The following is a 25,176-nucleotide window of genomic DNA, read 5'->3' on the forward strand; positions in this document are numbered from 1 at the left end:
TTATTATACTTTTTATGAATTTTATTACAAACCTTCAACATCAGATTCGTTATCCATCTAGATAAACTCAAAATGAAAAAGACCGTAAAGAAACTAATTCTTCACGGCCCTTTATAAGGTAGGTCAATGATTTAAATAATAGTCATATAGTTGCTCGAAGGTTGTAAAGCGTTTGACTTCTCTGCCCACCTTATCATACTCGTCTAGATATTCATCCATCACTTCAAGGAACTTCTCTTTCATTACTGGTAAATCACTTGCATCAAAGTACTGCATAAGATCAAATTTCTTGATCCCCTTCTCCACAGCCATTTCATCAAGATACCCTTGTGCTCCAAAGGCCGAAAGAAAGACGTAGGAAGCATCATTCGTTGTAACACTGTTCAAGATTTTATTGTAGTAGTTGCACCACAATTCTTCGTATGTTCCCCTCAGATTATCAAAGTTAGGAGCAGGTTTAACAATGAAGTTATCGCACATCGTACTATGTAACCTTGTAACGCTATTCAACATATGAAATGATGCTATTCGGATATCTTCAATGGTATGAGCTTCGATGACTGACATGTATAAGGATTCGAGATCATCAGGAACATAGCGAAACGAGTATATCTCTTCCAAATATCGCTTGATTCCTCGTTTGATACACGTGTTATTCATACTGACCAAGGCATTGACTAGATTGTAAAGAACGTCGGCAGATGCATGTCGCACTGAACCGATATCTTCACTCAGCATCGTATCGCTGTATGCTTGCTTAGCCAGATCAATCCATTTTTTTGCTCGATTAAGACACGCTTCTCCTATCGGGCTTGCAAGTGCATCAAGAGCTTTTTGCCTGAAGTCATTCAATTTCTCCAAATCCTCAGGCTTTGCATAGTAGAGTATTTTGAGCTCGGTTAGGCTTGATACGTTGGGACTCTCTAGTGTGGATTGCTCTTGTATTCTTGAATCCCATGGCGTGCAATAGATGTCATATCCAACGTCATCCAAGATGAAGCAATCGGATATTTCCCATCCCCTTTCTGTATTGTTGATAATAATCAAATCAAGATCGCTCTTCTCGTGAAAGTCCCCGGTGCTAAATGAACCCGTAAGCCCAATAATGGCGATATCGTCTAGAAAATCTTTTTTTGCGCGTTCGATAACCATGTTAATTAGCAGTTCATTTTTGTCCAGCAGCTTCTTCTTCATGATTTCGTTCATTCGTTACACCCCTTCGTATAAGCAGGCCGTTCTTCATCCCAACAACCTTAACTTGAGTCTATCGATGTAGAGGTGCGGTTTCTATGTATAAGTTGATTTAATCCAACTTTGCACAAAACCCGCTAAACCGTCGATACGACCATTTAGCGGGTTTCATTAGTTCTTACTATAAACAATTTTCTTTATGCTTTCGTAGGACAAGAAATACTGAGCCGCTAAATCCTCTATGCTGACTCCATTGCGAAACAAGGATTTGATCTCAGCGTTTCGAGCAGAGACCCTACTTTTGCTTTGTGTTTTCTCGCCCCATTTTAGGTGTGCCTCTTTGGGTTTGGGGATATAAATCAATTCGCCTTGAACGTATTCTTGAATGATACGTAGCAGTTCTTCGGGAAAAACAAACTCGGCATTTGAATATTTCATGAGCCTCACTCCTTATTTAATAAATCAATAAGGTGCAAAGCCAGTTAGTAGAATATTACGATTTGTCGTTGGCAATGTGATTGTCCCTAAGCTCTATGCAAAGCATTGCCATATCCTTTACTGGCTTTGCATAGAGCCATGCATATAAGAACCCTACCCCGATTGTTTTCAATAGCCTCACCTCCATAGAAAATAGTTAGATTAACCAAGAAATCGCTAATGCGAATATTAAGTATCTCCGTCTCTATCCAATTCCCCAGGTACCGATAAGTTTTGATTTAAACTTTTGAATCTTATAAACAACTTATTGGTTGTCGAATAAGACCTCTGCGGTTAGTTGGATGTGTGCTCTAAAGATCTGTGTAGCACGTTCACCATCGCGGCTAAGAACTGCATCTGCTAATGCCTTATGTTCAGCGAGCCCATCGCGGACTTGCTGTTGCGGGGGGGAACAATGTCGATAAAATTCGCTCAAATCCCAAAGGTTACTGCAGATATCCAAGAGAACTGGATTCGGACATGCGGCAATAAGCTCGTAATGAAATTGACGATGAATCTCGGACCATTCTTCGCGGACAACAAGCTTTTCATTCACTTCCTTGTACTCAGCCGTTTGCGATAGCTTGTGATGCACGGCAATTACATTGGATTCCCATGTGAGATCACCATGGGCGATGGATAGGCGTAAAGCTTCGGATTCATTGATTAACCTCGCTTGTATGATGTTGTTCAGTTCTTCTTCCGACGCCGTCTTTACTGAAAATCCGTGGTTAGGATTTTGCTGTACCAGACCCTGAGTCGCCAATCGCGTCAACGCTTCGCGAACAACAGCAACTGAGACTTCGAAACCTTTAGCTAATTCCGCAACTTTTAATGGAGAACCCGGTTCATATTGTCCAGTCAAAATATCGGATTGTAGTTTCTTCCTGACATTCTCGCTTAAGGTGGACGAACCATTCCTTTTGGCCATGAAGCAGCACCTTCCTTCATACACATTATAATTCTACGTAATTGTATGTAGATAGTTTACACCGTTATCAATAAAAAACAAACATTAAATTCGATAGTGAATTATAAAAACGATTATTATTTACAGAATCGATTATTTAATGTATTATCGAAAATGAAAATAAAAGGAGGTAATTTACAATGAACAACAATCCATTTTCCAAATTGCCAGAAGTAGCAATCTTTCAATTGGAGAGTAATGACATTATGGAGGGACATCCTCTACCGACCCAGCATTATTCGGAGATGTCAACACTTGAGGGAAGTAAAGATCTCTCGCCCCATTTGAAGTGGTCGGGTGCACCCGACGGGACAAAGAGTTTTGTCGTAACTGCATATGATCCGGACGCCCCAACTGGATCGGGGTTGTGGCACTGGGCCGTTATCAACATCCCTGCCAGCGTAACCGCGCTACCTACAGGCGCAGGTGACGAGTATTCCAGCGGTTTGCCGCAAGGCTCCTTGCAACTACCGAATGATTTGAGACTTGAACGCTTTATCGGTGCAGCGCCTCCAGCGGGACACGGTCCGCATCGATATTATTTTGTCGTTCATGCGCTGGACGTCGAAAATATTAGTGTCGCCCCTAATTCCACGCCAGCTCTCCTTGGATTCACCATGCTGAGTCATACGCTGGGGAGAGCAGTTCTCATGGCAACAGGGGAAATCAAGTAAACCAAGATGTTGAAGCATAGGAAAGAATGATATGAAAAATTCCGAGTATCTTATGCGTGTTTACGATTTTTTTTGCACACAACAGGGTTTGAAAAATAAGTACTCCATGCAATGCGGAGTCAAGTACGGAGGAAGTGGTGAAGCTGAACGATCACCCACATCATCATGTATGCCCCAATTGCCAGCAGCCAATTATAATTTTGAAGCATACCGTCATTTGCGGCTGTGGGAGCAAGATTAAAAACAAAGTGAAATTTAGAATATATCCAGAAAAACTGAAAAGTCCTCATCATTGAGGACTTTTCAGTAAATTAGCGTTGACCATCTCTGCCAGCGAAGTATTTAAAACATTACATTGTCGGTTTATTCAGATGAAACTTTTATCATCAAAGGAATACAGGTTCGTTATTTCATCAATACAGTTTTATCCTATAGAAATGAGGCATTCCAATGCAAACCAATCATAGCGTTCAAAAAAATAAAGGAGAGTTATTACTTGGTTTAATTGTCTTTACACTCATCATATCCGTCATGAATGCAACCATGTTTAATATTGTACTCCCTAATATCAGTAAACAATTTCAAATTTCTTCCTCACAAGCGAGTTGGATCATCACAGGCTATATGATTGTGTACGCAATTGGCTCGGTAACTTACGGTAAATTGACAGACAGATACAGCTTGAAGAATTTATTGACGTTTGGCCTACTGCTTTTTGCAAGTGGGTCTGTCATCGGCTTAGTGGCTAGTGAATATTGGATGGTCATTGTGGGGCGAATTGTACAGGCAGCTGGTGCATCAGTCATTCCGGCGATTTCTATGATTGTACCCGTTCGTTACTTTACATCTGAAAGGCGCGGTCGTGCATTAGGTACCGTTGCAATCGGATTTTCATTGGGTTTGGCCATTGGTCCGATCATTGCCGGCGTGGTAAGCAGTACATGGAACTGGCGGGTACTATTTGTAATCTCGCTTTTATCATTACTTACTTTGCCGATGTATCGGAAATATTTAGATGATGAAAAAGGAGTTTCCAGAAAAATGGATTATATTGGCGGAATACTTCTGGCCGGTACTGTAGCCATTTTGTTACTGGCTTTAACAAACGGAAGTGTTTGGCTTGCCTTAGGCGGGATTCTTATTTTCATTTTTTTCGTACTACGTATACGCTATACTCCAAACCCATTCATAAACCCGGCCATATTTCGAAACAAACCGTTTTCATTCGGTCTAATTATTACTTTCGTCATGATCGGGATTGGCTTTGCCTTTCCATTCATTACACCTCAGCTACTTTCTTCTGTAAACCACTTGTCACCGGTTTTCATCGGAATAGTTATGCTGCCGTCGTCTTTAATGGCAGCGCTTTTGGGTCGACAAGGCGGTAAATTAGCAGATGATAAGGGAAATCGTTTCCTTGTGTTTACTGCAGCTGCACTTCTTATTATCGGTTTTCTCTCTTTGTCTTCAGTCGTTGGTATGTCGCCAGTATTTATAGCGATCTTTCTTATTTTTGGTGTTCTTGGTCAATCGTTCATGCAAATTGCAATGTCAAACACGGTTTCACATACACTCTCACAAGAGAATATCGGCGTAGGGATGGGCTTATTCTCGATGGTCACTTTTATTGCTACGGCCACATCAACAGCTGTTATCGGCAAGACACTAGACCTGGGCACATCGACCATTCGCTTAAATCCGATACCACAAAACAGTGCAACTTTTGTATATAGCAATATTTTCCTGACACTTGCCATTCTTATCGTTGCCGTAGCTGCATTATATTATCTCCAATTCAGGCGAACAGGTAAAATGGCTAAGGACGAAAAAATGAATAGTGAACCAGTTACTTAGTAACAGTAATATATAATTGCTAGGTCAGATTGGGTTAGCTAACATCAAAAAATTAAATCTAGCCTGCTTAATCAAAAAAATCTGCATGCCAGTTTATTCAAAGTTAATAAGAGACATTCTTCTTGCTGAGAATCTATAACTCTTAGGTTCTATGCTGTTAATTAGATCACACTTATTACGGTTCTCCGCGCTGTCTGTAACGGCAAGTTTAAAGCCATCCTTTGTGGGATGGCCCTTCCTTTTCTAGCTTTTTTAAAGTATCGTACACGTTAACACAAAAAGTCCATATCAATATAGGGAGTGTTATTCAACAAATTTTCATAGTAGAAGCGTCGGGCTTGCTCATCCCATTCGCTCCAATCAGGAGCGTTAAAATCTCTGCTTCTATAGAACGCGGCTAATACTCTAGCTTGCCTTAAATTAATAAATAATGGGATTTTGTTTAACCAACTTTGACTCACAGTATTTTCCTTACAATAGCCGTTTAAAAAGTTGCAATAGTAACGCTTTGCAATCTCCCTCCTTACATCTCCAGACACAACCCACGGAATAGGAATTTCATAAAGTAATGGTGTAGCAATATCAGAAACAAACCAGCTATATTCCGCATCGTCATAGTCAATAATAATAGCTTTGTCCCCATCATTAAGATAATTTCCAGGGCTGATATCCCCATGAATAAGACCGTACGTATCTTTTTCCTTGGGTAGAGCGCTAACTTCAGTAATTAAACGATCAAAGTTATCGTGTAATTCTAACGGACAGTACTTCTTGAATGAGGCTAATAGGGCATTATCATTCCATTCAAAGCGTGAATGTTGGGACGAATAATGAAGTGAAAACTTATGTATTTTCCCGACCATTTGACCGATATTCTCATAAAACGTATTGCTCTCCTCGGCTATTACTGCATTTCTGCCGGGTGCTTTCTCAAAAGCTGTCACAACAAAGGACTCGTCAATGATATGAATAAGATCCCCGGATAAAGACTGAATGGGCCTCGCTACTTTCATTCCTCGATCAGCCAGGAACATGATATAATCTAGTTCCGCTCTTGTTAATAATTCATTTCGATGTGTGACATGGGCAATTCTTAAAATAACTTCTCGATCTCCAATAACCCCGGAATAAACGAAATTTTGAAACCCATTTAATTCGAAAATGGAGTCTTCACGTATTCCAAAACATTGCGCGGACTGTCTCAATATATCTTGTGTGTATAGTCGTTTATTCTTTTTATCCATATTAACCCCACCCTTTACTTTTATGGTAACAAAAGGTGCTAATAGAAAATATACCGAATTTGATTCAGAATCAAACTCTACACAAAAAGCCACATCGGAAAGCTCGATGTGACTTACAAGTGAATCTATTTTTTAGAGTAAATGATTTTCTTAATGCTTTCGTAGGAAAGACCGATTTTTGTGCAATTTTTCAGGGGGTCGGGACATACCATACAAACAACCGCCGTTGTTTATAGAAAAGACTTTGCATGGAGCAGATTGTGGATTTTCTCACCAGTTGAAACCCTCGATCCCTCACACACATAGCGTCATTTAATCAAGTACGTTTTTCCGTGAGATACGTTCTGACAGGAGGAGCAGTATACATTGAAAATTGATTAAGTATCCCTTCCGGAGTTTGATCTATTAAGACCATATCCCGAACGTTCGGTTGCATGAAACGTTCTCGGTCCATAACATTAAACATGGATACAATGGGATCGAAGTACTGATTAACATTCAATAAACCACAAGGCTTTTGATGCAGGCCAAGCTGGCCCCAAGTAAATATCTCAAAATATTCTTCCAACGTCCCTGGCCCCCCCGGGAGTGAAATAAATCCATCTGCTAATTCAGCCATTTTGGCTTTACGTTCATGCATAGAGTCGACCATAATAAGTTCAGTCAAACCTTTATGCGCAATCTCACGAGTCTGTAAAAAATGAGGAAGCACTCCAATTACACGGCCCCCTTTTTCCAACACTGCATCAGCAACTTCTCCCATGAGCCCAGTAATAGCACCTCCGTAAATCAGGGTGATTTCTCGTCTGGCTAGTTCATGACCCAGTTCTATTGCAGCCTCTTTGTATATTGCAGACTTTCCTTCTTTGGAACCACAGAATACAGCGATTGATTTCATAGATACATTTTCTCCATTTCTTTTGTTAACTGCTTCATACTTTCTATATATTACAGGTGAAACTATGACATCTTTATGTCATAATTAGATTAAAAATTTTGGGGGATCTCCATGAAAATTGAAAGGATTCTATCGATAGTGTTACTTTTGTTAGAACGTAAAAAAGTGAGTTCCTCTGAATTAGCGAAAATGTTTGAGGTCACTCCTCGTACTATCTTTCGAGATATCGAAACTATTACCAAAGCCGGAATTCCAATCACCTCTGCCCCTGGTGTGAATGGGGGCTTCAGTATTATGGAACGTTACAAATTTGAGAAGAAGATCTTTACTCAAGCGGAGATACTAGTTTTAATACTTGGATTAAACAGTATCCATTCGACTGTTTCTAGCGACGAAGTATTGAATGCCATTGCTAAAGTGAAATCTTTGATCTCGGAAGATGAAAATCGACTGGTAGATAAACTAATAGCAATAGATCCTTCACCTTGGTTCGGAAGTACTCATGTCAAACCACCTGAATTGGGGCAAATTCGAACCGCAATTGAAGAGGACCGCTTAATTACATTTGAATATCTAGATCCTTTTGAAGGTATGACTCCTTTGGAACTCACCATTGAGCCTTGCCGATTAGTATTGAAGAATTCAGTGTGGTATATGCAAGGATTTTGTACAGAAAAAGGGGGGTTCCGAATGTTTAAGGTTTCCCGCATTTCTTCTCTTGTTACTCACCATGATACATTTAGGAAAAGACAAATCGAAGACGAGGTTTTAGATATTACGGAGAAAGAAATCATTCATTTAACTCTGCTTTTTGACCAAACACTTATTCCTTATATGAGCGAGTACTGTGGAGAGAACAACATTCGCTTATATGAAGGTGCTAAGTGGATAGCAAAGTTCCCCTTCATTGCAAATGACCATGGATATACTCATTTACTTAGCTTTGGGGACAAATGCGAATGTATCGAGCCTGAACATGTAAGAAGCGAGTTAACCAAACGAATTGAGGGTATTCACAAAATCTATTCCACTTAAAAAAAACGCATCGATTTCTTCCATCGGCACCTTTATTACGCCTTTCAATATCCCCTGCCTCGTGTTAAATCGCTCTGTAAAAAAAGAAAGGCTCGCACAGGCAGGGTATTATTACTTCCCTGCCCAATACGAGCGTCTACGTCAAATTGCACTCAAACGGTTGATCCGGGTGTGTACTTTTAGCAATCGTTTCATTTCATGTAGCGATATTCTAGTAGATCCTTCAAATTTGAGATTTTCTGCAGAAGCTTCTCCCCGACATTGGTTTCCCTCACCAGCTTCCGCTCCAGTTCTTTGTCCACTAATCTTTTTACAGATAACACGTCTATTCCGTTACATAACACATCTTCTTTTGAATTAAATTTCTTATGGGCGACGAGCTGCATGCCAAAGGAATTGTACAACAAGGTGTATCCGGCAATGCCCGTCGTGGATTGATAGGCTTTGGAAAAACCGCCGTCAATCACGATCATTTTTCCGTTTGCTTTAACAGGGTTCTCTCCACGAATTTCTTTGACTGGCGTGTGGCCGTTAATGACATGTCCATGGTCCGGATTCAAATCAAACTCCAGCAAGATTTTTCGACAGGTCTCTTCATTTTCACGTAAATGGTAGTAAGGATTCTTTCTCTCCTTATGTGCTTCTTTATCTTGGATAAAATACCGTTCAAAAGTGGTCATTTCTCTCTTTCCAAAGAGCGAGGAACATTCCCCTGTCCAGATGTACCATACCATATCCGTCGCCAGATCTTCTGTCTCTTCCGGGTGCGCATAGGCGTAACGCAAATAATCTTCAAAAACATCAAGCAATTGACGGCCTGCATATGTCTTGTCTTCAATCTGCATTTCTTCCATATTTCCTTCTTCATCCAAAGGAATACAGCCGTGGATTAACAAATTCCCGTTGTATTTTAAATAAAGGCTTCCCTTTTTCATGAGAAAATTCATATGTCTGGCCAGCTTTTCGGAATGCTGAACGGAGAACAGAAGCTTTTCCATCACCTGGCGTTCTTCCTCCAGCAATTGTTCAGGATTCTGCGGATTTACTGTTGCGAAACAGGTGTTTTCCAGCAGGTACGTTTTACCACAGATATTAATTTCATTTTTCTCGTAATCAATCTGCTCCAGCAAAAGTCTTTCAGACATATTAAAGTATGGACGTCTCTTGATAATCGGGATTTCAAGTTTAAACTGGATCATGGCAATGGCTTGGTGAATTTTGGTGATCTGCAGAATTTCCTGCTCCGATACGGTATGGCCAGCCTGTAGCTTCGGTCTGAAGGGCGAATTGTCTTCATAGTATTTCTCCGCCAAGTTTAGCAGTGGGCGTAGATTGATTCCGTATACATCTTCAATAATGTCCAGATTGTCGTATCTGGCGCAGATCCGGATAATATTCGCAAGGCAGACCAGAGAACCCGCGTAGGCACCGATCCAGAGGACATCATGGTTCCCCCACTGAATGTCTACAGAATGGTAGTTGATTAACGTATCCATAATTTTATCGGGGTCCGGCCCCCGGTCATAGATATCTCCAACCACATGAAGATGGTCAACCACCAGGTGCTGGGTTGTATAAGCAAGGCCGATAATGAGCTTGTCCGCCTGGCCCAAGGATATAATTTGCCGATATATTTCCTCATAATAAGGATCCTTATTGTTGGTCGAATCCGTCTTGTATAGAAGCTCTTCTACAATATATACATACTGCTCCGGCAGAGCTTTACGCAATTTCGAGCGCGTATACTTGGAAGAGGCATAAGAAATAAGCTTAAGCATTTGTTCAATCGTTTGTCTATACCACTGGTTCAAAGCCTGTTTATTGCACAGTTCCCCTATAACCAGCTGTATTTTTTCTTCCGGATAATAAACCAACGCCGCAAAATCATTGATTTCTTGATCCGTCCAAACCTCCCGGAATATTTCTTTGATTTTCTCTTTGACGGTACCCGAACCGTTTCTTAGTACATGCTGAAAAGCCTGGAACTCCCCATGCAAATCACTGACAAAATGCTCGGTTCCCTTCGGGAGATTGGAGATCGCTTCAAGATTGATGATCTCTGTTATAATTTTTTCTTCCGTATCATATTTCTGGGCCAATAAATCTAGAAACTGCTCATCCAAAACAGATGTCCCCCTTCAAGGAAGTTATGTGGCATTAATTTTACAGGAAATTTCAAAGGACAACCCTTTTGAACCATAGAAAAACATTGGGTTTTTGCTAACTCTTTACCTGTATAGTTAACAATAAATATAAAATTATTTATATGGTGATTATCAGCATTGCCTTCCCCCATCATACTCCAGTTTCTCATATATGAACAAATTTCATTAAAGGGATGTATTTTGGAGTTGCTCATTTAAGTCCACTGACTCATGTGTTATCCCGCTGCTTAAAACTTTTGAAAACAGGATTAGGAAGGAAGCGAGATTATGAGCAACCATTCGTTAAAGGAATTAGCTCCTTGGCTCGGGACACTAACTTGTACCGATAAAACAAGAAAGCCGCTAAAATAGCGACATCCAATGGGACTATGTTCTTGTCCCCCGACAGCAGTGCCGCCTCCCAGCCCCCCATCGCGTTGCAGATTCCTTAATAATTTATTTTGCTTTCTCTAGATTTATTGAAACCATCCCATCATTATCTTCATCAATTAAAGCAACTTCAGAATCAGATATCCATTTAAGCTCACCTAGATGTCTAGCATATGCAAATTCATCTGGAAATTCTGAAATTACTTTTTCTAACAGTATTTGTGTCCCGTCTCGGTGCATAATAGAAAGATATATATCCATGCTTTCTACATTGTGTTGACAAATAACCTTAGCACTGTAGTTCTTTTTAGGACTCTTGATCACTTTCTTCCAGACCCACTCATTTACATACCCTAACTCTTCAATTTTCAGGGCAATCTCTTTAAATGGTGTAATATCCCAGTTTTTATTCACAACCAGTTTTTCTATTCCATTCATAAGCAGTTGGAGCGTCGTTCTTTTTTTCTCCGTCTCACTTTTTACGCTGAAGTCATCCAAATTAAATTTGATTTGTACTACACAGACTCCTGAATCATTAATAATCCTCTCATCCGAAATATTTTCAACGCAATCCACAAGAATTTTCCAACAATCTTTCGTTTTTTGTTTTCCGAATAAACGTTCAAACATAGCAGTTATACAACGCGTCTCCAAACTAAATGAACGCCGTTTCCATTTCCAATTTAACTCGTAATCCTTTTTTGTCGCATCGTCATATTCACAATTTTCTTCTTTCATTATTGATTCAACATTTTCATCATCAATTATATAAGGTAAATCTAGATCAAATGCTTTTAGATACAATACGCTCATCTCCCTCTATTTTCCCCATAGAGTTCTTGTTGATGTCTACTCATTATATTGCCTTTTTTCCATAGTCTCATAGCATTCGCTTTCTCCCAATCGAGGGCTTCCCAGCCTGTTACGGCAAGTTGGTTTTTACTACTTTTGCTTCGTATTCTATGCTTCCTTTATTTTTATTCCATTTAAAAATCGGTCACACAAAAAAACCGTCGATCTCATTTTTAGATTATCGACAGTTTTTTGAAGCATTTTATGTAATGTTTTTGTCACCCTACAATTTATTTTTCTATTCTTACTCCATCTAGATCTTCATTTTTTCAATGCATAATGGGAATGAAAAAACCTCAGCTGAGTTAACCAAGCTGAGGTAAATGAATTAACTATTTAATAACTTCAACCTTTTTATCCCCAGCTGACTTCGCTACATCAAACGTTGTTTGACCTTGAAGAGCGACTATTACGCCAGTAGCCAGCATAGAAACGATTAAAGCTGCGCTGAGGGCTTTGGAAATTTTCTTCTTGACCATAACTACACCTCCTCCGATATCTATTATGTAATAAGGACTTCAATAAATAATTACAATATTTCACTTTTTATGTTGGGTAATCCACCTGGTGATTGTATTATAACGTACTGACAATGATTGTAAAAGGATTTTTTCCTTGTGTTCAAATAAAATAAAGTATTAGACTCGGGCTATTCAACTAAAGTTTCCCGCTAGTTCAATAAAATGAGCAGATAGCATCCTCCGAGCATAGAGAGGAGATCTGAGCTGATTCGCTGTAAGCCTTGATTTTATACATAAAAGGAATTAATTCTGTTAGTTCACGGCCACTCACCCTAATTAGAGCGTCTCAACTAATTTCTGAATCTTTGAGTGGGAAATTAAATATACAGGACCCATTATGTCTTTTTTGCCGTCCTTTACACGTATAGCGCTCTCCTGCTCTGCCGCGTAAACATCAATCTCTTCAGACAAGGGGAACAGGTAGCCTTGAACAAACGTGGCGTAGTCGCGTTGAGAATGAGATTCATAGGCAAAATGATCAAAGCCAATACCATCATAAATAGTACTTGTTTCAACTTCATCAGTGTTATTCACACTTATCCATTTTGCAGCCATGTTTAACGCACCGGCGCTGGCACCCATTATAACGGCATTGCTGTTCTTAATAACATTCGATAACTCATATTCGGCCAAAAAATCGTTCTGCAAAGCAGGATATCCACCGCACAAAAAAATGACAGAAGCATTTTGAATGAATCGCCGGGCATCTTCCTTCTGCATGCGGTAATCAATGAAATGATATTCATCAAAAATAATATTAGCCTGCTTCAACCATGTCCACTCAGAAACATCATCAAAGTTAATTTGCTCACCTGTATAACCAGACGGATCAGCGCTAATCATAACAAGCGATTTTCTGTCTGTTATATCCTCATGCAACAATTTGACCAGCTTCTCTGGAAAGAAATCATTAAACCAACTGAGATAGTAGTGAGATTTCAAACTTAATTACCTCCATATGTACTATTTACATTCTTCCATTCTTAACGATAAAACATATTATACACGCTAGAAAGACAAACGGTTTTTCAGCCATTTCGTTTACACACCATTGTACACTTTCGCTAAATCTAACACTATATTACCATAACATGGAATTGCATTATGAGAAATATGTTTCCACGTTAACCTGCTGATAGCTTAATGAGACATCATCACTCTAATATAATATTCCCGTTCTCTGATCATTTTGATGCCTTCTTCTTAGTTTTATTGAGCTAACGTTCCCCGTTAGTTCACTCATATCAACTCTGAGATAAACATTGGTGTAGCTCCATCCTCTGTATTAAAACCCAATTTATTATAGAAATCCACTGCATAAGGATAAGAAATTAATACTTTTGTTTTACACCCTTTATATCTATCAAGCATTATATTCATCATTTCCTTACCTATACCTATACTCTGATAACTCGGATTAATAAGCATATAATGAAAATATACCGTTAAAACACCATCTGACAAAGCATTTATTAAACCAACAAGCTTTCCTCCCTCCCAAGCGGTAACAATTGAATGAGACCCTCCGATTGCTTGTAAAAGCTCGTTTGGATACTTGCCAGACTCCCATCCTACCGAAAGAAATAACTCCTGGAGTGCATCCTTAGTGATATCCTCTTTGCTTGAATCGTAATAAATACTCACACCTATAACTTCCTTTCATAAAACTAACTACGGCTCAACATCTGTTTTAAACTCCCATATTTCGATGGTTTTACAACCCGTACGAAGCCATAAAATATTACCGACAAAGCAGTTTCGGATTTATCAAAGTGAATGATCACTTTATTTACCTCAATATACTATTAAAAATATGTAGAGAAAATGGATTAACTGAAGTGGAATTTGGATTTGTTTACATTAGAGAATTCATCAGAATACTTCTTGATGCCTCTTTTATACATAGGCTATATGGTTTTATTCTCATTCTGTAAACGAAAAACATCCCTTGCTGCTTCAATGAAAGATAACATGATTGGTGAAAGCCACTTGTCTTTATGCCACAACATCTGTGTATACACGTGCAAATCCGGAATTTCCCATGGAAGGACAACAAGTTCTCCGCGTTCAATTTCAGCTTCCACGACGATTTCAGGAAGAAAGGCAATACCGATTCCAGAAATCGCACATTTTTTAATGGCTTCAGCACTTTGAAACTCTAAATACGTAATGCTATCAACGCCTTCTTTCTCGAATGACCGGTCAAACATAGTTCGATATGGACAACCCTTCTCATTGGTCAGGAACACTTCTTCATGAAAATCTTCCAATTGCAGCACAGTTCGTTTGGCGAGCGGGTGATCTGGAGCAGCTAACAATCTGAAATGTTCTTTCAGCAGCGGTTCCACGGAAAGTCCACTCGAGCGAATGGGTTCATCCAACATATAAACAATATCCGTGGTTCCCTCAAAAAGCGTTTGCTTGAGCTCTTGATTTGGAACTGAGCGAAAGATCAGACGAACTCCCGGATGTTGCGAACGAAACCGTTGAAAGACAGGCGGAAGCCGATAGGAGCAAATAACCTCATTGGCACTTATCGTTAGGGTGCCACTTAGATTTTCATTGTCATGAACAGCACTACGAGCTTCCTCCAATTTGTCAAGAACGCCTTGGGCGTGTGTTAAAAAGCGTTTACCCGCAGTTGTGAGCGCTAGTTGCTTGCCCAACCGATCAAAGAGGCGAACACCTAGCTCATCTTCCAATGCTTTAATTTGCATCGTGACGTTGGAAGGAACGTAGCTCAGCACTTCTGCTGCCCGCGTGAAATTTAATGTTGTTGCAACCGTACAAAACGTATTCAGTTGACGCAATTCCATCCGATGCTCCCCCTTCATCTTTCAATTATATTGAATACTATCTTGAATTCTATTCACTTTTATTGATGGTATCATGGCTCTATACTGAGCACAAGAGATCACAGTGACATGTGGTTTTTCATTTTGAAGGGAGCGACCATACGATGGACTATGAAATTTTTAATTTGGGTGATGTACTCTTACAATCAGCAGTGACGTTACCTAACGCTTTTCTTGCTTATAAAACTTACGGAAAATTAAATGGACAGAAAGATAATGTTATCGTCTATCCAACTGCTTTTGGGGATCAGCATATTCAAAATGAATGGCTAATTGGCAGCGGGATGGCATTGGATCCAGAGAAATATTTTATTATCGTTCCAAATTTGCTGGGCAATGGACTATCTTCATCTCCCAGTAACACACCTCATCCATTCGATGGGGCTAATTTTCCACAGGTAACCATCTATGACAACGTTAGATTTCAGCAGCAACTGCTGACCGAGAAATTCGGCATTCAAAAGATTGCTCTCGTCGTAGGGTGGTCCATGGGCGGCATTCAGGCATTTCAATGGGGTGCAAGTTATCCAGAGATGGTCGAACGAATTGCACCTTTCGGGGGAATCGCCAAACCTTGGCCTCACACATATGTAGTTCTGGAAGGTGTAAAAGCTTCCCTGCTATCTGCAGTCCGCTTCGACTCAAGTAAACTAAACCAATTGACTTCTACTGACATGCGCGCCGTTGGCCGGGTCTATGCAGGATGGGGACTATCGCATGCGTTTTATAGAGAAGAGCTTTATCGTGAGATGGGATTTGACACATTGGAGGATTTTGTAGCTGGTGTCTGGGAAGAGAGCTTTATGAATATGGATCCGCACAATGTTCTGTCCATGTTATGGACAGGCCAACATGCAGATATTAGTGCCAATCCTTCCTATAAGGGAGACTTTGATAAAGCACTTCAGAGCATAAAAGCTCTTGCCTGTATCATGCCGGGGAGCACGGATCTCTTCTGCACAGCGGACGACAATGAATACGAAGCTGAGCGCATACCCAACGCTACCTTTAACCCAATACAATCGAAATGGGGCCATTTTGCCGGTCGTGGAATCAACAGTGCCGATAATCAATTTATTGATGACAATCTGAAGCAATTGTTGTCACATAGCGCAAAAGAATAGATCGTTACCTGTATTGGATGTCTGTCAGGCATAACAAGATCCCTATTCTTTAGCCGGTATATTTCTCTCATGAATTAACAACCTAATCTAACGTATTTGAGGTCACCAGAACCTACTGGTTCGACCTCTTCTTTTTTTTCTGTGTTTTTACTAGCTTTAACGAATTAAATGAAGTCTGAAGTTCTAGTTTTTATCCACATTGAATGATGTTAGGTTTTGTAAACAAAGAGACTGTAACATGTCTTAAATCTTGTAAGTCAACCTTACTTTTTTTATCGTTCGCACACTTGAAGTATGTGACAAAATTCAATTAACCTTCCTATGAATAGGAACAAGTTCTTGTCCTCGGACAATTTTTTCTTCAGTTGTCATTTTAGTGGCCACGTTGTTCATTGCATAGTATTGCCATTCCTCCCTAATAGTTGAGGTTCCATCCGTTGCAATAACCACTTGATATCCATAATCCGCACCATCTCTGTGAAATTCATTTTTATTCTTCCTTTCTTTTAGGCACATCCTATTCATTCGTGATTACAATTTTGCCATTTGCTGAGTTACTCTCCATTAACAGATGAGCCTCTGCTATTGCTTCTAGTTTGAACACTTTAGCAATGGGCGGAATAAGTGCATGATCCTTTATATGATTAAATAGATCGACCAGCACCGTTTCTTTAATAACTTCACTTGTAAAAGCCGTAAAGAAAACACCTGTTGGTATATCAATCAATGGTTCGAAGGAATCGAGGGTCCATTCATTGCCTAATATGCCTGACATACATAACATTCCTCGTTCTGAGACCAATTTCAAAGATTCCTTCAAGGTCACCGTCCCGATCAATTCCAACACTTTGTTCACTCCATTTGGAGCAATTTCAACTACTTTATTCGTAAAATGTTCATCATCAAGTAATGCGAGGTCCGCACCCGCCTGCTGAAGATATGTCAGCTTTCCGCTGTCACGAGTGGTCGATATAACGGTGGCTCCTACACTTTTGGCAAGCTGGAGGGCAGCCAGACCAACGGAACTGGTCCCGCCTCGAATGAGAAGCACTTCTCCTTTAGTTAATTGAAGACTTTCAAATAAAGATGCATATGCCGTGTAATACATTTCTGGAATGGCAGCGAGCGTAGTCCACTCCATTCCACCAGGAATGAGATACACCTGCTCTGAAGGAATCAAAACATACTCGGCATAGCTTCCATCAAATTCTCGCCCCAACCCTCCCATCAGAGAAGCGACATGCTGTCCTTTTTGGAAAGTGCTGTCCGATGCGTCCTCGATCTCCCCCACACACTCAATACCAATGATCCGTGGAAATTGAACGGATGGTGAATGCCCCTGCCTTGTATACATCTCCGAGCGGTTAATGCCAAATGCTCTGATCTTGATTAATACCCAGCCTGGTTTAACTTCGGGAATGGGAACCTCCTGTACTTTTAGTTCTTCAGGTGCACAGGCACCTTCCAGCACAACTGCTTTCATCAAAATTTATCTCCCCGCTCCGATGTAGATTCGTTTTTCCAACTGAATGAATAATGTATTTGTCGCCAAGGCAAGTCCTGCGGACAGGATGCTTCCCCACAGAATTTTATCGATATTCATGGTGCGTAAACCATCATATAAGATCGTTCCTAACCCGCCTGCATTGATGAATGCAGCAATGGTCGCCATGCCAATCGTAGATACGGAGGCAAGTCGCAGTCCTGTAAAAAGGGTTTGAATCGCCAAGGGTACCCGAATCTGAATCAATATTTGCATACGACTCATGCCCAGCCCAGTAGCTGCCTCAATAATAGGTTGTTCCACATGATTCAAACCTGCGATAAAGTGGCGCAGAAGAATGTATTGATTATATAGAATCAGCACGATGATTGCCGTCGTTGTACCCAGTCCCGTCACAGGAATCATGATGGTGAACAAAGCCAGGCTGGGGATAGAATACAAAATGGAAAAAACATAAATGAAAATGCGTGACACCCAGTCGGAAGTCAGGATTACGATGGTTAGAAGCACGGCGACAATAATTGAGATCACCATGGTTATGACAAGTATCTCCACATGCTCGAACAGTGCGCTTCCCCACTTATCTGGATGTTTGATGGCATAATCGATCATTCTAAGGCCTCCCAGAAACGTTCTTGCTCCCTTGAAGATTGAATAAGCGACGCTACGAATTCATCTGCAGGATGATTAACGATTTCTTTAGGCGTGTCAAACTGGCACACTTTCCCTTGATTCATAATTATGACCCGGGTGCCCAACTTGAACGCTTCATTAATGTCATGTGTGACGAACAGGAAGGTTTTATTCGACCCTCCATGAATTTTCAATAATTCATCCTGTAAATGTAGACGGGTAATCGCGTCCAAAGCACCAAAAGGCTCGTCCAGAAGCATGATCGCAGGATTGGTCGCTAAAGCTCGGGCGAGTCCAATTCGCTGTTGTTGCCCTCCCGATAATTGTGAAGGATAGCGATGTTCATACGTCCGAGGGTCCAGTCCCACCAGATGCAGTAGTTCGGAGACCCTCTCCTCGATTTTCTCTTTATCCCATTTCAACAGACGAGGTACGGTAGCGATATTTTTCGCGATGGTCATATGTGGGAACAACCCAACCTGCTGAATGACGTAACCGATTCTTCTTCTTAGCATCACGGGATCTATGGATACAATGTCTTCTCCAAACAGCTTAATGTTCCCCTGAGAAGGTTCGTACAAACGGTTTACCATTTTCAAAAGCGTCGTTTTTCCAGATCCAGAGGAGCCCAGTATGGTAATAAACTCCCCTTCTTCAATAGACAAATTGACATGATTCACTGCGTATTCATTGGATTTTGAATATGTTTTGCACACATTATGAAATTTGATGGCTGGTGGCCCCATGTTACCACTACGTTTATTGGATGGATTCATAGAAGGCTTTTGCGACGTCTTCATATTCTTCTTGATCGACATCAACTTTGGCATTAAGTGCCGTGATCGTGTCTGTGTCCAGTGCCGAACTGATCTTATTGATGACTTCAGCAATATCTGGATGTGCAGACAGTACTTCATCACGGATGACAGGAGCCAAGTTATAAGGGGGCCATACTTGTTTGTCATCTTCCAATAGGATGTACTGATCTTTATTTACGAGTTCTCCTTCCGTCGTATATGCAGGTGCAACATCTGCCTCATTATTTTTAAGCACTTCATATTTCAGACTATTATCGTAGACTTTGGAGGACTTCCAGTTTAGCTTGCCATATACTTTTTCCAATGCTGGAATACCGTCGGCACGCTGATCCACTTCTCCTTGAGAGGCAAATCGAAGCTCGGTTGCATGCTTTTGCAAATCAGAAATCGTCTTAATTCCCCATTGTTCCGAGGCTTCTGCACGTATGACGAGCCCTGCTCCATCATTGGCTTTGGAATAGTCGAGCCAGGTTAAGTTGAACTGCTTTTTGTATTCTTCCTTCACTTTGGCATATACTTCATCCGGATCAGTCAACAACTCCAGCTTCAGGATGGCTAACAAACCGGTGCCTGTGTATTCCGGATACATATCAATATCTTGATTCACAATGGAAGAATGGATCACAGATCCCGCAATGTTAGGTACACGCTCTACTTGGTAGCCGGCATCCTCCAAGGCCAAGGCGTAAAGTTCTCCCACAATCAGATTTTCAGTGAAATCTTTGGTGCCGATTCGAATTGATGTCTCTTTATTTTCCGAAGCATGATTTTTTTGCTCACCACAGGCGCTCAACAGGAGCGATAATACGATGATAAGTGAAGTTATGATATAGATTTTTTTCTTTTTGTTTTTCATGTCGTTTTCCTACCTTTGCAAAAATTGATATCGAAATAACATTCGTTCGGATATATCAAGCAAGACTCCGATTAAGATGGCCAATATCGCCACAGATCCCCCGCCAATTAGAAGCAAATCGATTCGATTGAGTCCTAGACCGGTGAAAATGATCTCACCGAATCCACCAGCTCCGATCTTGGCTGCCAAGGTGGCACTGGCGATAATTTCAATGGCAGCTGTTTTGATTCCTGTCAGAATGAGTGGGGCAGCAAGAGGGAACTTGATCTTCCACATCATTTGACGATCAGACATCCCCGCCCCTTTAGCAGATTCAAGAACAGATAGAGGAATATGATTCAAACCGGAAATGGTATTCATCAATATCGGAGGTACCCCCAATAAGATTAAAGCAACCAATGCTGGCTTCATGCCAGTGCCCATCAACGGAATTAATAGGAGTAAAACAGCCAGGCTAGGTACAATCCGCAGAATCTGAATCAGCGATACAATCCACTTTTCCGAGCGTTTGTATGTGATGGTCAGATATCCCAGTGTAATTCCGATCCATGCAGAACAAAGCAATGCCAGTAAACTGACCTCTATATGCTCTCGCCCCAGAGCGAAGAAAGCACTCCAATTGTCTGAGAAATAGGTTGCCAATTGCATTCCCAAGCTTTCTTGCAACATGTTCCCTCCTTTCATTCAAGTTGCTTTTCCCTCGACAGCTTTATAATATAAGCATTATAATCGTTTTGAAAGTAGGCACCTTTTTATTAGATAGGAACCAAAAAGTAACTATTGGAGGATTAGCTTAAATGTTTACCAAAAAAGAGTTGCCTGAATGCCCTGTAGCAACAACTGTCGGTTTGATTGGTAACAAATGGAAATTACTTATCATGAGAGATCTTCTGAAAGGAACCCAACGGTTCGGTGAGCTTCGCAAAAGTATTCCGGAAATTAGCCAAAAGGTATTGACCGAAAATTTGCGTTCCATGGAAGGAGACGGTATCGTCATTCGCACCGTCTATGCGGAGGTACCGCCCAGAGTCGAATACAGCTTGAGCGATTTAGGTAATACGCTGAGACCCATCATTAGTGTGATGGAAACATGGGGAATGGATTATAAAAAGCTCAATGAGGATACTTCGACCGATACAGACGAATAGGATTACGGATAGTAGAAAAATGAGCGAATCCATGTTCAGGATGCGCTCGTTTTTTGGTGAGTCCTTTTGTGAAATTGTAAAAGTGTTCATGCTTCCTAACTAAAGGTATAAAAAGCAGGTTTTATAAGCACCTCCGCTGAGGAAAAAAAGATTAGATAGATATCTAATCGGTAATGGGAACATGTTCTTACCCATTCCGGCAATCGTTATAATTCATTTCTCCAATTATCCGGGTTAGTTTTTAGCCTTTACTTGGTTCTATGTAAAAATCCGCCAAGGAAATGTAGCGGAAATTTTTTAAAGTTTACTATATTAAACTAAGAATGCTTTAGAAATGATGACTAACAGGATGAAGAGTACCAATATTGCACCTGTGCTACTATAACCTCCACCAAACCCTCCGATACTTCCATTGCCATACTCATATCCAACTTCACTCATATTTCTTCCCCCTCATTTTCGATATATATTAAGCTATTCAGAAATGTTTAATTTGACACGGCTAAAATGAAAGGTTTCTACAAGAGAGTTTAGTTCAATCTCGTCTTGTTATCGTAATCACGAGTTATGTTAGAACAAGAGTATCACCCTTTTTCAATTCGACAAACAAAAACACCGCCATAGCGAGGTTTTGGAATACCAATGAAGAAAAAAAGGTGTTACTTTAAGATATGCTAATAAAAATAAGATGTGAATAATAATTATCAAGATTTCCCCTCAATTACATCTTCTTATCTTACAAACTCAAGAAAAGTTCCATCAGAGTTTCTATAACCTTTCCAATCCTCTTTCGGCACAAGTTATTTCTCGAAATCTTTATACTGACGGCTCCCGACAATGGGAACGAACGTAATTGCGCAGCTCTGTCAGAACGGCCATTTCGTAATAATGCCGGTTGATCGTTCCTCCATCATCGTAGACGTGCTTTTGCCAACGGTTTGAAATGAAATTTAGCGGTCATTTATAAACACAGGCTGTTTTCGGCGTTCTCTACAATGAATGATTTTGTACTGAATTATTTTTTTAAACCAGCTGCATAGAATGGACCATTAACTGATATGGTCGTTAGGATACGAGCCATTTCTTGAGGAGTTTCTTTCGTACCACTTTCCAACCATTGCTGAATTACCCCTATTATTGCAGTCCCCATATAAGCAGCTAAATATTGTCCTGGAACAAGAAGATTTTCTTCTTTTACAAATGAGTTTGGATTATTTCCATAGAGTGTTTCCCACATAAATTGTTTCAATCTGGTTTGAAATGTTAAATCCCCGTTTGGACCTAACACAGCTTTCATAAATCCACCATTTAAATTTAAATACTCAAATATTGAAACGGTTAAGGAAAATGGAATTAATTTTTCAGAGTCACTTTCAAGTGCGGCAATAACACTTGGATAGTTTTGCTTTGTAATTCTGGACATATCAAGCATAATTTCTTCCTCACATTTAGTCATTAAATCAAATTTGTCTTGATAGTGAGCATAAAACGTACCTCTATTAATGTTCGCCTTCGTTGTTATGTCTTTAACCGTAATTGCTTTAAAACCTTTTTCATCTATTAGTTCAACTAGTGCTTGTCGAATGGATTCTTTTGTCCGAATGACACGTAAATCAGGGTTAATATTGCGCAAGTAAATTCCTCCTTAATTTTATCCAACACAATCATTAAAGGTGTTCCGTAACCAACACATTTGGCATTTTTAATTATTGAACATAGACTTCTCCAATTTTATAATTCGAAGTGTAATAAACAACAGGTTGTTCGTTTATTATAACTTATCATCTGGGAGGGGATACAGGCAAAATTAAAACGAATATAAAAGCTAAGCAAAATTCGATATAAATAATCGGAGTTTTCATGCAAAGTTGAAACCAACACATCCCCATGACACTGTATAAGGTTTGAGCAAAATAGTCGTGACTACTTCACTTATGAAAATCAAGAGATAATCATCGAAAAGGATGTTCCCCTCAAAATTCGAGATGATATTCTAATATATGTAAATTTATTACATCTGGACGAGCCTGGTAAATTTCTTCCGTACCCCAAACGAGGTTTTCTAAAATGCGAATAACGTTTTGATGCACGGGGACGATATCAACTAACGAGAGAAGATTTTTAAATCAAAGAATGCAATTCGATTTTAAGGAGGAAGCAACTATGGATAAAGTAAAAGAAATGATGTTATTCAACCCATCATTCGAATATATCGATGATGGAGTAGAGCACGGTATACTGAGCCAATTTAACCCGGGTACAACGGTGCTAAAGAAAGGCTATCAAGTAGATCAACGTTTTATGCCACTGCCGTGTGATGTGATTTTTGAAAAAGATGTACCGGTAAAACTTAGAGATGGTGTTACCATCTACACTGATGTTTTCCGCCCCTCTGGAGCAGAAAAGGTTCCTGTTATTATTTCTTGGAGTCCTTATGGAAAGGCAGCCGGCACAGCCCCAAGATACACAAATCTTTTTGGTATGATTGGTATACCTGATTCAGAACTTTCGGGTCTTCATAAGTTCGAAGGCAGTGACCCCGCTTACTGGTGCAATCATGGTTATGCAGTTTGCAATCCTGATCCGAGAGGAGTTGCTCATTCTGAAGGCGATATATATATGATTGGTACACAAGAGGCTCGTGATTGCTATGATCTTATTGAATGGCTTGCAGAACAGGAATGGTGTAACGGAAAGGTCGCTACAAGCGGTACTTCGTATCTTGCATTTTCACAGTGGTTTATTGCTGCTGAGCAGCCGCCCCACCTTGCAGCAATAAATCCGGAGGAAGGCTTGGGAGATGCTTATCGTGACCTCATTCGTCGCGGTGGTATACTTGATGTAAACTTTGCATCTCGTCTGCAGGTTAACCATGTTCATGCCGGTGAAGCTGTTAGGAGAGAAGATGTACATGATGAAGGACTTAAATATCCATTTGCCAACTGTGACTTATGGGAGGATAAAATTGCTAGATTCGAGAATATAACTTGCCCTGCTTATGTTGTAGCAAGTTACAGCAATACATTGCACACACCAGGCACATTTCGTTCTTGGAGAAATATGCCAAAGGAAAACAAATGGCTTCGTATCCATGACAATCAGGAATGGCCGGATTTCTACAAGGAAGAACAGCAGGAAGATCGCCTTAAATTCTTCGACCATTTCCTTAAGGGAATAGATAATGGCTGGGAGAAAACACCTGTGGTGCGGTATGCGCTTCATGATTTTGAAGGCGGTCATTACGAAGGTATAGAAGCTGAAACGTTCCCACCAGAAGGAACGGTATACAAGAAGATGTATCTTAACGGAGTTACTCGTACTCTTTCAGAAACACTTGCCCAAATAGATATACCTGCAATTTATGATAGTGAGGCATCTCTTGCACAGGCATCATTCCTTTATAAAGCAGAGGAAAAGACAGAATTTGTCGGTTATCCTAAAGCAAAACTTTATGTTGAAGTTGATGGAAGCGATGATATGGATATACTTGTATATCTCTATAAGCTTGATAAATTCGGAAATCACCTTCAGCAGTTTGTAATTCCAAATATGACTGCAAGGATGCATGATCTAACAGACCGCGGCGGAAGTGTTTTAAGATATAAAGGAAGCAATGGTCGTCTTCGTGTATCAATGAGACACCTTGATGAAGAAAAGAGTACAAATGAAGTACCTGCATATACTTTTGATCGTGAAGAAAAACTCCACAAGGGTGAGATTGTAGAGATTGAAATTGAGATGTTCCCAATTGGAATGCTCCTTTATCCGGGAGAGCAACTTCGCTTTATTGTAAGCGCCAAGGATGAAGTCGGTGGCATAATGCCGGGTACACCTGCCGCACCACCGGTAAATCATGGTAAGCATATTATTCACTGCGGCGGACAGTATGATTCGTATTTGCAGCTCCCTTTTAGAAAATAATTTCTAGTCTTCCGTCCTTGAGAAACGCAGTCTGCATGTCCCATTGGGGGTACCAACAAAACGCGAA

At 40.3% G+C, this 25,176-nt stretch carries 25 protein-coding genes; 6 read left to right on the plus strand and 19 right to left on the minus strand.

All coding sequences use genetic code 11. From position 1 onward, the window contains the following. Positions 1-123 precede the first annotated feature (123 nt). The 3 genes from BLS14_RS06775 to BLS14_RS06785 all read right to left on the minus strand — a co-directional run bounded on the left by BLS14_RS06775 (position 124) and on the right by BLS14_RS06785 (position 2,599). Positions 124-1,206 (minus strand): nucleotidyltransferase domain-containing protein, encoded by a 1,083-nt coding sequence (locus tag BLS14_RS06775; RefSeq protein WP_090950394.1) that lies wholly within the window; start codon positions 1,204-1,206, stop codon positions 124-126. Positions 1,207-1,362: 156 nt separating this feature from the next. Continuing rightward, the gene (locus BLS14_RS06780) at positions 1,363-1,629 is read right to left on the minus strand and encodes a CD3324 family protein (protein ID WP_064637866.1); all 267 of its coding nucleotides are present in this window, start codon (positions 1,627-1,629) and stop codon (positions 1,363-1,365) included. 304 nt (positions 1,630-1,933) lie between these two features. Beyond that, positions 1,934-2,599: a GntR family transcriptional regulator gene (locus BLS14_RS06785; protein WP_063567471.1), complete on the minus strand. Its 666-nt coding sequence runs from the start codon at positions 2,597-2,599 to the stop codon at positions 1,934-1,936. Between the two features lie 179 nt (positions 2,600-2,778). On the opposite strand from BLS14_RS06785, the gene BLS14_RS06790 reads away from it, so the two are divergent. Beyond that, complete coding sequence (locus BLS14_RS06790) at positions 2,779-3,312, plus strand: YbhB/YbcL family Raf kinase inhibitor-like protein (RefSeq protein ID WP_090950397.1); 534 nt, start codon at positions 2,779-2,781, stop codon at positions 3,310-3,312. A gap of 450 nt (positions 3,313-3,762) precedes the next feature. Beyond that, positions 3,763-5,166: an MFS transporter gene (locus BLS14_RS06800; protein ID WP_090950402.1), complete on the plus strand. Its 1,404-nt coding sequence runs from the start codon at positions 3,763-3,765 to the stop codon at positions 5,164-5,166. 269 nt (positions 5,167-5,435) lie between these two features. Here BLS14_RS06800 and BLS14_RS06805 read toward each other — a convergent pair whose 3' ends face one another. Further along, entirely contained in the window at positions 5,436-6,410 is a 975-nt protein-coding gene (locus tag BLS14_RS06805; protein ID WP_090950405.1) for a phosphotransferase enzyme family protein, read from the minus strand. Positions 6,411-6,726: 316 nt separating this feature from the next. Further along, positions 6,727-7,308 carry an LOG family protein gene (locus BLS14_RS06810; RefSeq protein WP_063567475.1) on the minus strand — a complete coding sequence of 194 codons (582 nt, stop codon included), beginning with the start codon at positions 7,306-7,308 and terminating at the stop codon, positions 6,727-6,729. A gap of 111 nt (positions 7,309-7,419) precedes the next feature. Between BLS14_RS06810 and BLS14_RS06815 the strand changes: the two genes are divergently transcribed. Next, complete coding sequence (locus tag BLS14_RS06815; RefSeq protein ID WP_090950408.1) at positions 7,420-8,343, plus strand: helix-turn-helix transcriptional regulator; 924 nt, start codon at positions 7,420-7,422, stop codon at positions 8,341-8,343. Positions 8,344-8,534: 191 nt separating this feature from the next. Here BLS14_RS06815 and BLS14_RS06820 read toward each other — a convergent pair whose 3' ends face one another. From BLS14_RS06820 to BLS14_RS06845, 7 genes are all read right to left on the minus strand, one after another. Beyond that, positions 8,535-10,466, minus strand: a complete 1,932-nt coding sequence (locus tag BLS14_RS06820; protein WP_090806650.1) for a fructose-1,6-bisphosphatase — start codon at positions 10,464-10,466, stop codon at positions 8,535-8,537. Beyond that, positions 10,448-10,702 (minus strand): hypothetical protein, encoded by a 255-nt coding sequence (locus tag BLS14_RS32485; protein ID WP_176854405.1) that lies wholly within the window; start codon positions 10,700-10,702, stop codon positions 10,448-10,450. Before BLS14_RS32485 ends, BLS14_RS06820 begins: the two co-directional genes overlap by 19 nt. Positions 10,703-10,943: 241 nt before the next feature. After that, a complete protein-coding gene (locus BLS14_RS06830; protein ID WP_090950413.1) occupies positions 10,944-11,681 on the minus strand; it encodes a hypothetical protein in 738 nt (245 codons plus the stop codon). A gap of 380 nt (positions 11,682-12,061) precedes the next feature. Next, positions 12,062-12,208 carry a hypothetical protein gene (locus BLS14_RS32490; protein WP_162842462.1) on the minus strand — a complete coding sequence of 49 codons (147 nt, stop codon included), beginning with the start codon at positions 12,206-12,208 and terminating at the stop codon, positions 12,062-12,064. A gap of 318 nt (positions 12,209-12,526) precedes the next feature. Then, the gene (locus BLS14_RS06835) at positions 12,527-13,192 is read right to left on the minus strand and encodes a Type 1 glutamine amidotransferase-like domain-containing protein (protein ID WP_090950416.1); all 666 of its coding nucleotides are present in this window, start codon (positions 13,190-13,192) and stop codon (positions 12,527-12,529) included. 297 nt (positions 13,193-13,489) lie between these two features. Beyond that, positions 13,490-13,894 (minus strand): GNAT family N-acetyltransferase, encoded by a 405-nt coding sequence (locus BLS14_RS06840; RefSeq protein ID WP_072733020.1) that lies wholly within the window; start codon positions 13,892-13,894, stop codon positions 13,490-13,492. A 263-nt stretch (positions 13,895-14,157) separates the two neighbouring features. Further along, positions 14,158-15,066 (minus strand): LysR family transcriptional regulator, encoded by a 909-nt coding sequence (locus BLS14_RS06845; RefSeq protein ID WP_090950418.1) that lies wholly within the window; start codon positions 15,064-15,066, stop codon positions 14,158-14,160. 143 nt (positions 15,067-15,209) lie between these two features. Between BLS14_RS06845 and BLS14_RS06850 the strand changes: the two genes are divergently transcribed. Further along, positions 15,210-16,229, plus strand: coding sequence for an alpha/beta fold hydrolase (locus BLS14_RS06850; protein ID WP_090950421.1), 1,020 nt, complete (start codon positions 15,210-15,212; stop codon positions 16,227-16,229). A gap of 517 nt (positions 16,230-16,746) precedes the next feature. Here the strand turns inward: BLS14_RS06850 and BLS14_RS06860 are convergent. From BLS14_RS06860 to BLS14_RS32935, 5 genes are read right to left on the minus strand one after another with little or no spacing between them, the layout of a single operon-like run. Beyond that, positions 16,747-17,712 (minus strand): zinc-binding alcohol dehydrogenase family protein, encoded by a 966-nt coding sequence (locus tag BLS14_RS06860; RefSeq protein ID WP_090950424.1) that lies wholly within the window; start codon positions 17,710-17,712, stop codon positions 16,747-16,749. Between the two features lie 6 nt (positions 17,713-17,718). After that, a complete protein-coding gene (locus BLS14_RS06865; protein WP_064637842.1) occupies positions 17,719-18,345 on the minus strand; it encodes an ABC transporter permease in 627 nt (208 codons plus the stop codon). Then, positions 18,342-19,142, minus strand: coding sequence for an ABC transporter ATP-binding protein (locus BLS14_RS06870; RefSeq protein ID WP_256336225.1), 801 nt, complete (start codon positions 19,140-19,142; stop codon positions 18,342-18,344). Before BLS14_RS06870 ends, BLS14_RS06865 begins: the two co-directional genes overlap by 4 nt. Further along, positions 19,126-20,040 carry a glycine betaine ABC transporter substrate-binding protein gene (locus tag BLS14_RS32930; RefSeq protein WP_090950428.1) on the minus strand — a complete coding sequence of 305 codons (915 nt, stop codon included), beginning with the start codon at positions 20,038-20,040 and terminating at the stop codon, positions 19,126-19,128. Before BLS14_RS32930 ends, BLS14_RS06870 begins: the two co-directional genes overlap by 17 nt. 9 nt (positions 20,041-20,049) lie before the next feature. Continuing rightward, positions 20,050-20,709 carry an ABC transporter permease gene (locus BLS14_RS32935; protein ID WP_090950431.1) on the minus strand — a complete coding sequence of 220 codons (660 nt, stop codon included), beginning with the start codon at positions 20,707-20,709 and terminating at the stop codon, positions 20,050-20,052. 128 nt (positions 20,710-20,837) lie between these two features. On the opposite strand from BLS14_RS32935, the gene BLS14_RS06885 reads away from it, so the two are divergent. After that, positions 20,838-21,188 carry a winged helix-turn-helix transcriptional regulator gene (locus BLS14_RS06885; protein WP_063567488.1) on the plus strand — a complete coding sequence of 117 codons (351 nt, stop codon included), beginning with the start codon at positions 20,838-20,840 and terminating at the stop codon, positions 21,186-21,188. Between the two features lie 312 nt (positions 21,189-21,500). Here the strand turns inward: BLS14_RS06885 and BLS14_RS06890 are convergent, their stop codons facing one another. After that, the gene (locus tag BLS14_RS06890) at positions 21,501-21,629 is read right to left on the minus strand and encodes a sporulation protein YjcZ (RefSeq protein ID WP_082935059.1); all 129 of its coding nucleotides are present in this window, start codon (positions 21,627-21,629) and stop codon (positions 21,501-21,503) included. A gap of 574 nt (positions 21,630-22,203) precedes the next feature. Beyond that, positions 22,204-22,821: a TetR/AcrR family transcriptional regulator gene (locus tag BLS14_RS06895; RefSeq protein WP_090950434.1), complete on the minus strand. Its 618-nt coding sequence runs from the start codon at positions 22,819-22,821 to the stop codon at positions 22,204-22,206. A 530-nt stretch (positions 22,822-23,351) separates the two neighbouring features. Between BLS14_RS06895 and BLS14_RS06900 the strand changes: the two genes are divergently transcribed. After that, positions 23,352-25,109 carry a CocE/NonD family hydrolase gene (locus BLS14_RS06900; protein WP_090950437.1) on the plus strand — a complete coding sequence of 586 codons (1,758 nt, stop codon included), beginning with the start codon at positions 23,352-23,354 and terminating at the stop codon, positions 25,107-25,109. Positions 25,110-25,176 lie beyond the last annotated feature (67 nt).

It is taken from the genome of Paenibacillus sp. OK060, assembly GCF_900101205.1.
In the GTDB taxonomy this organism is placed as follows: Bacteria; Bacillota; Bacilli; order Paenibacillales; family Paenibacillaceae; genus Paenibacillus; species Paenibacillus marchantiae.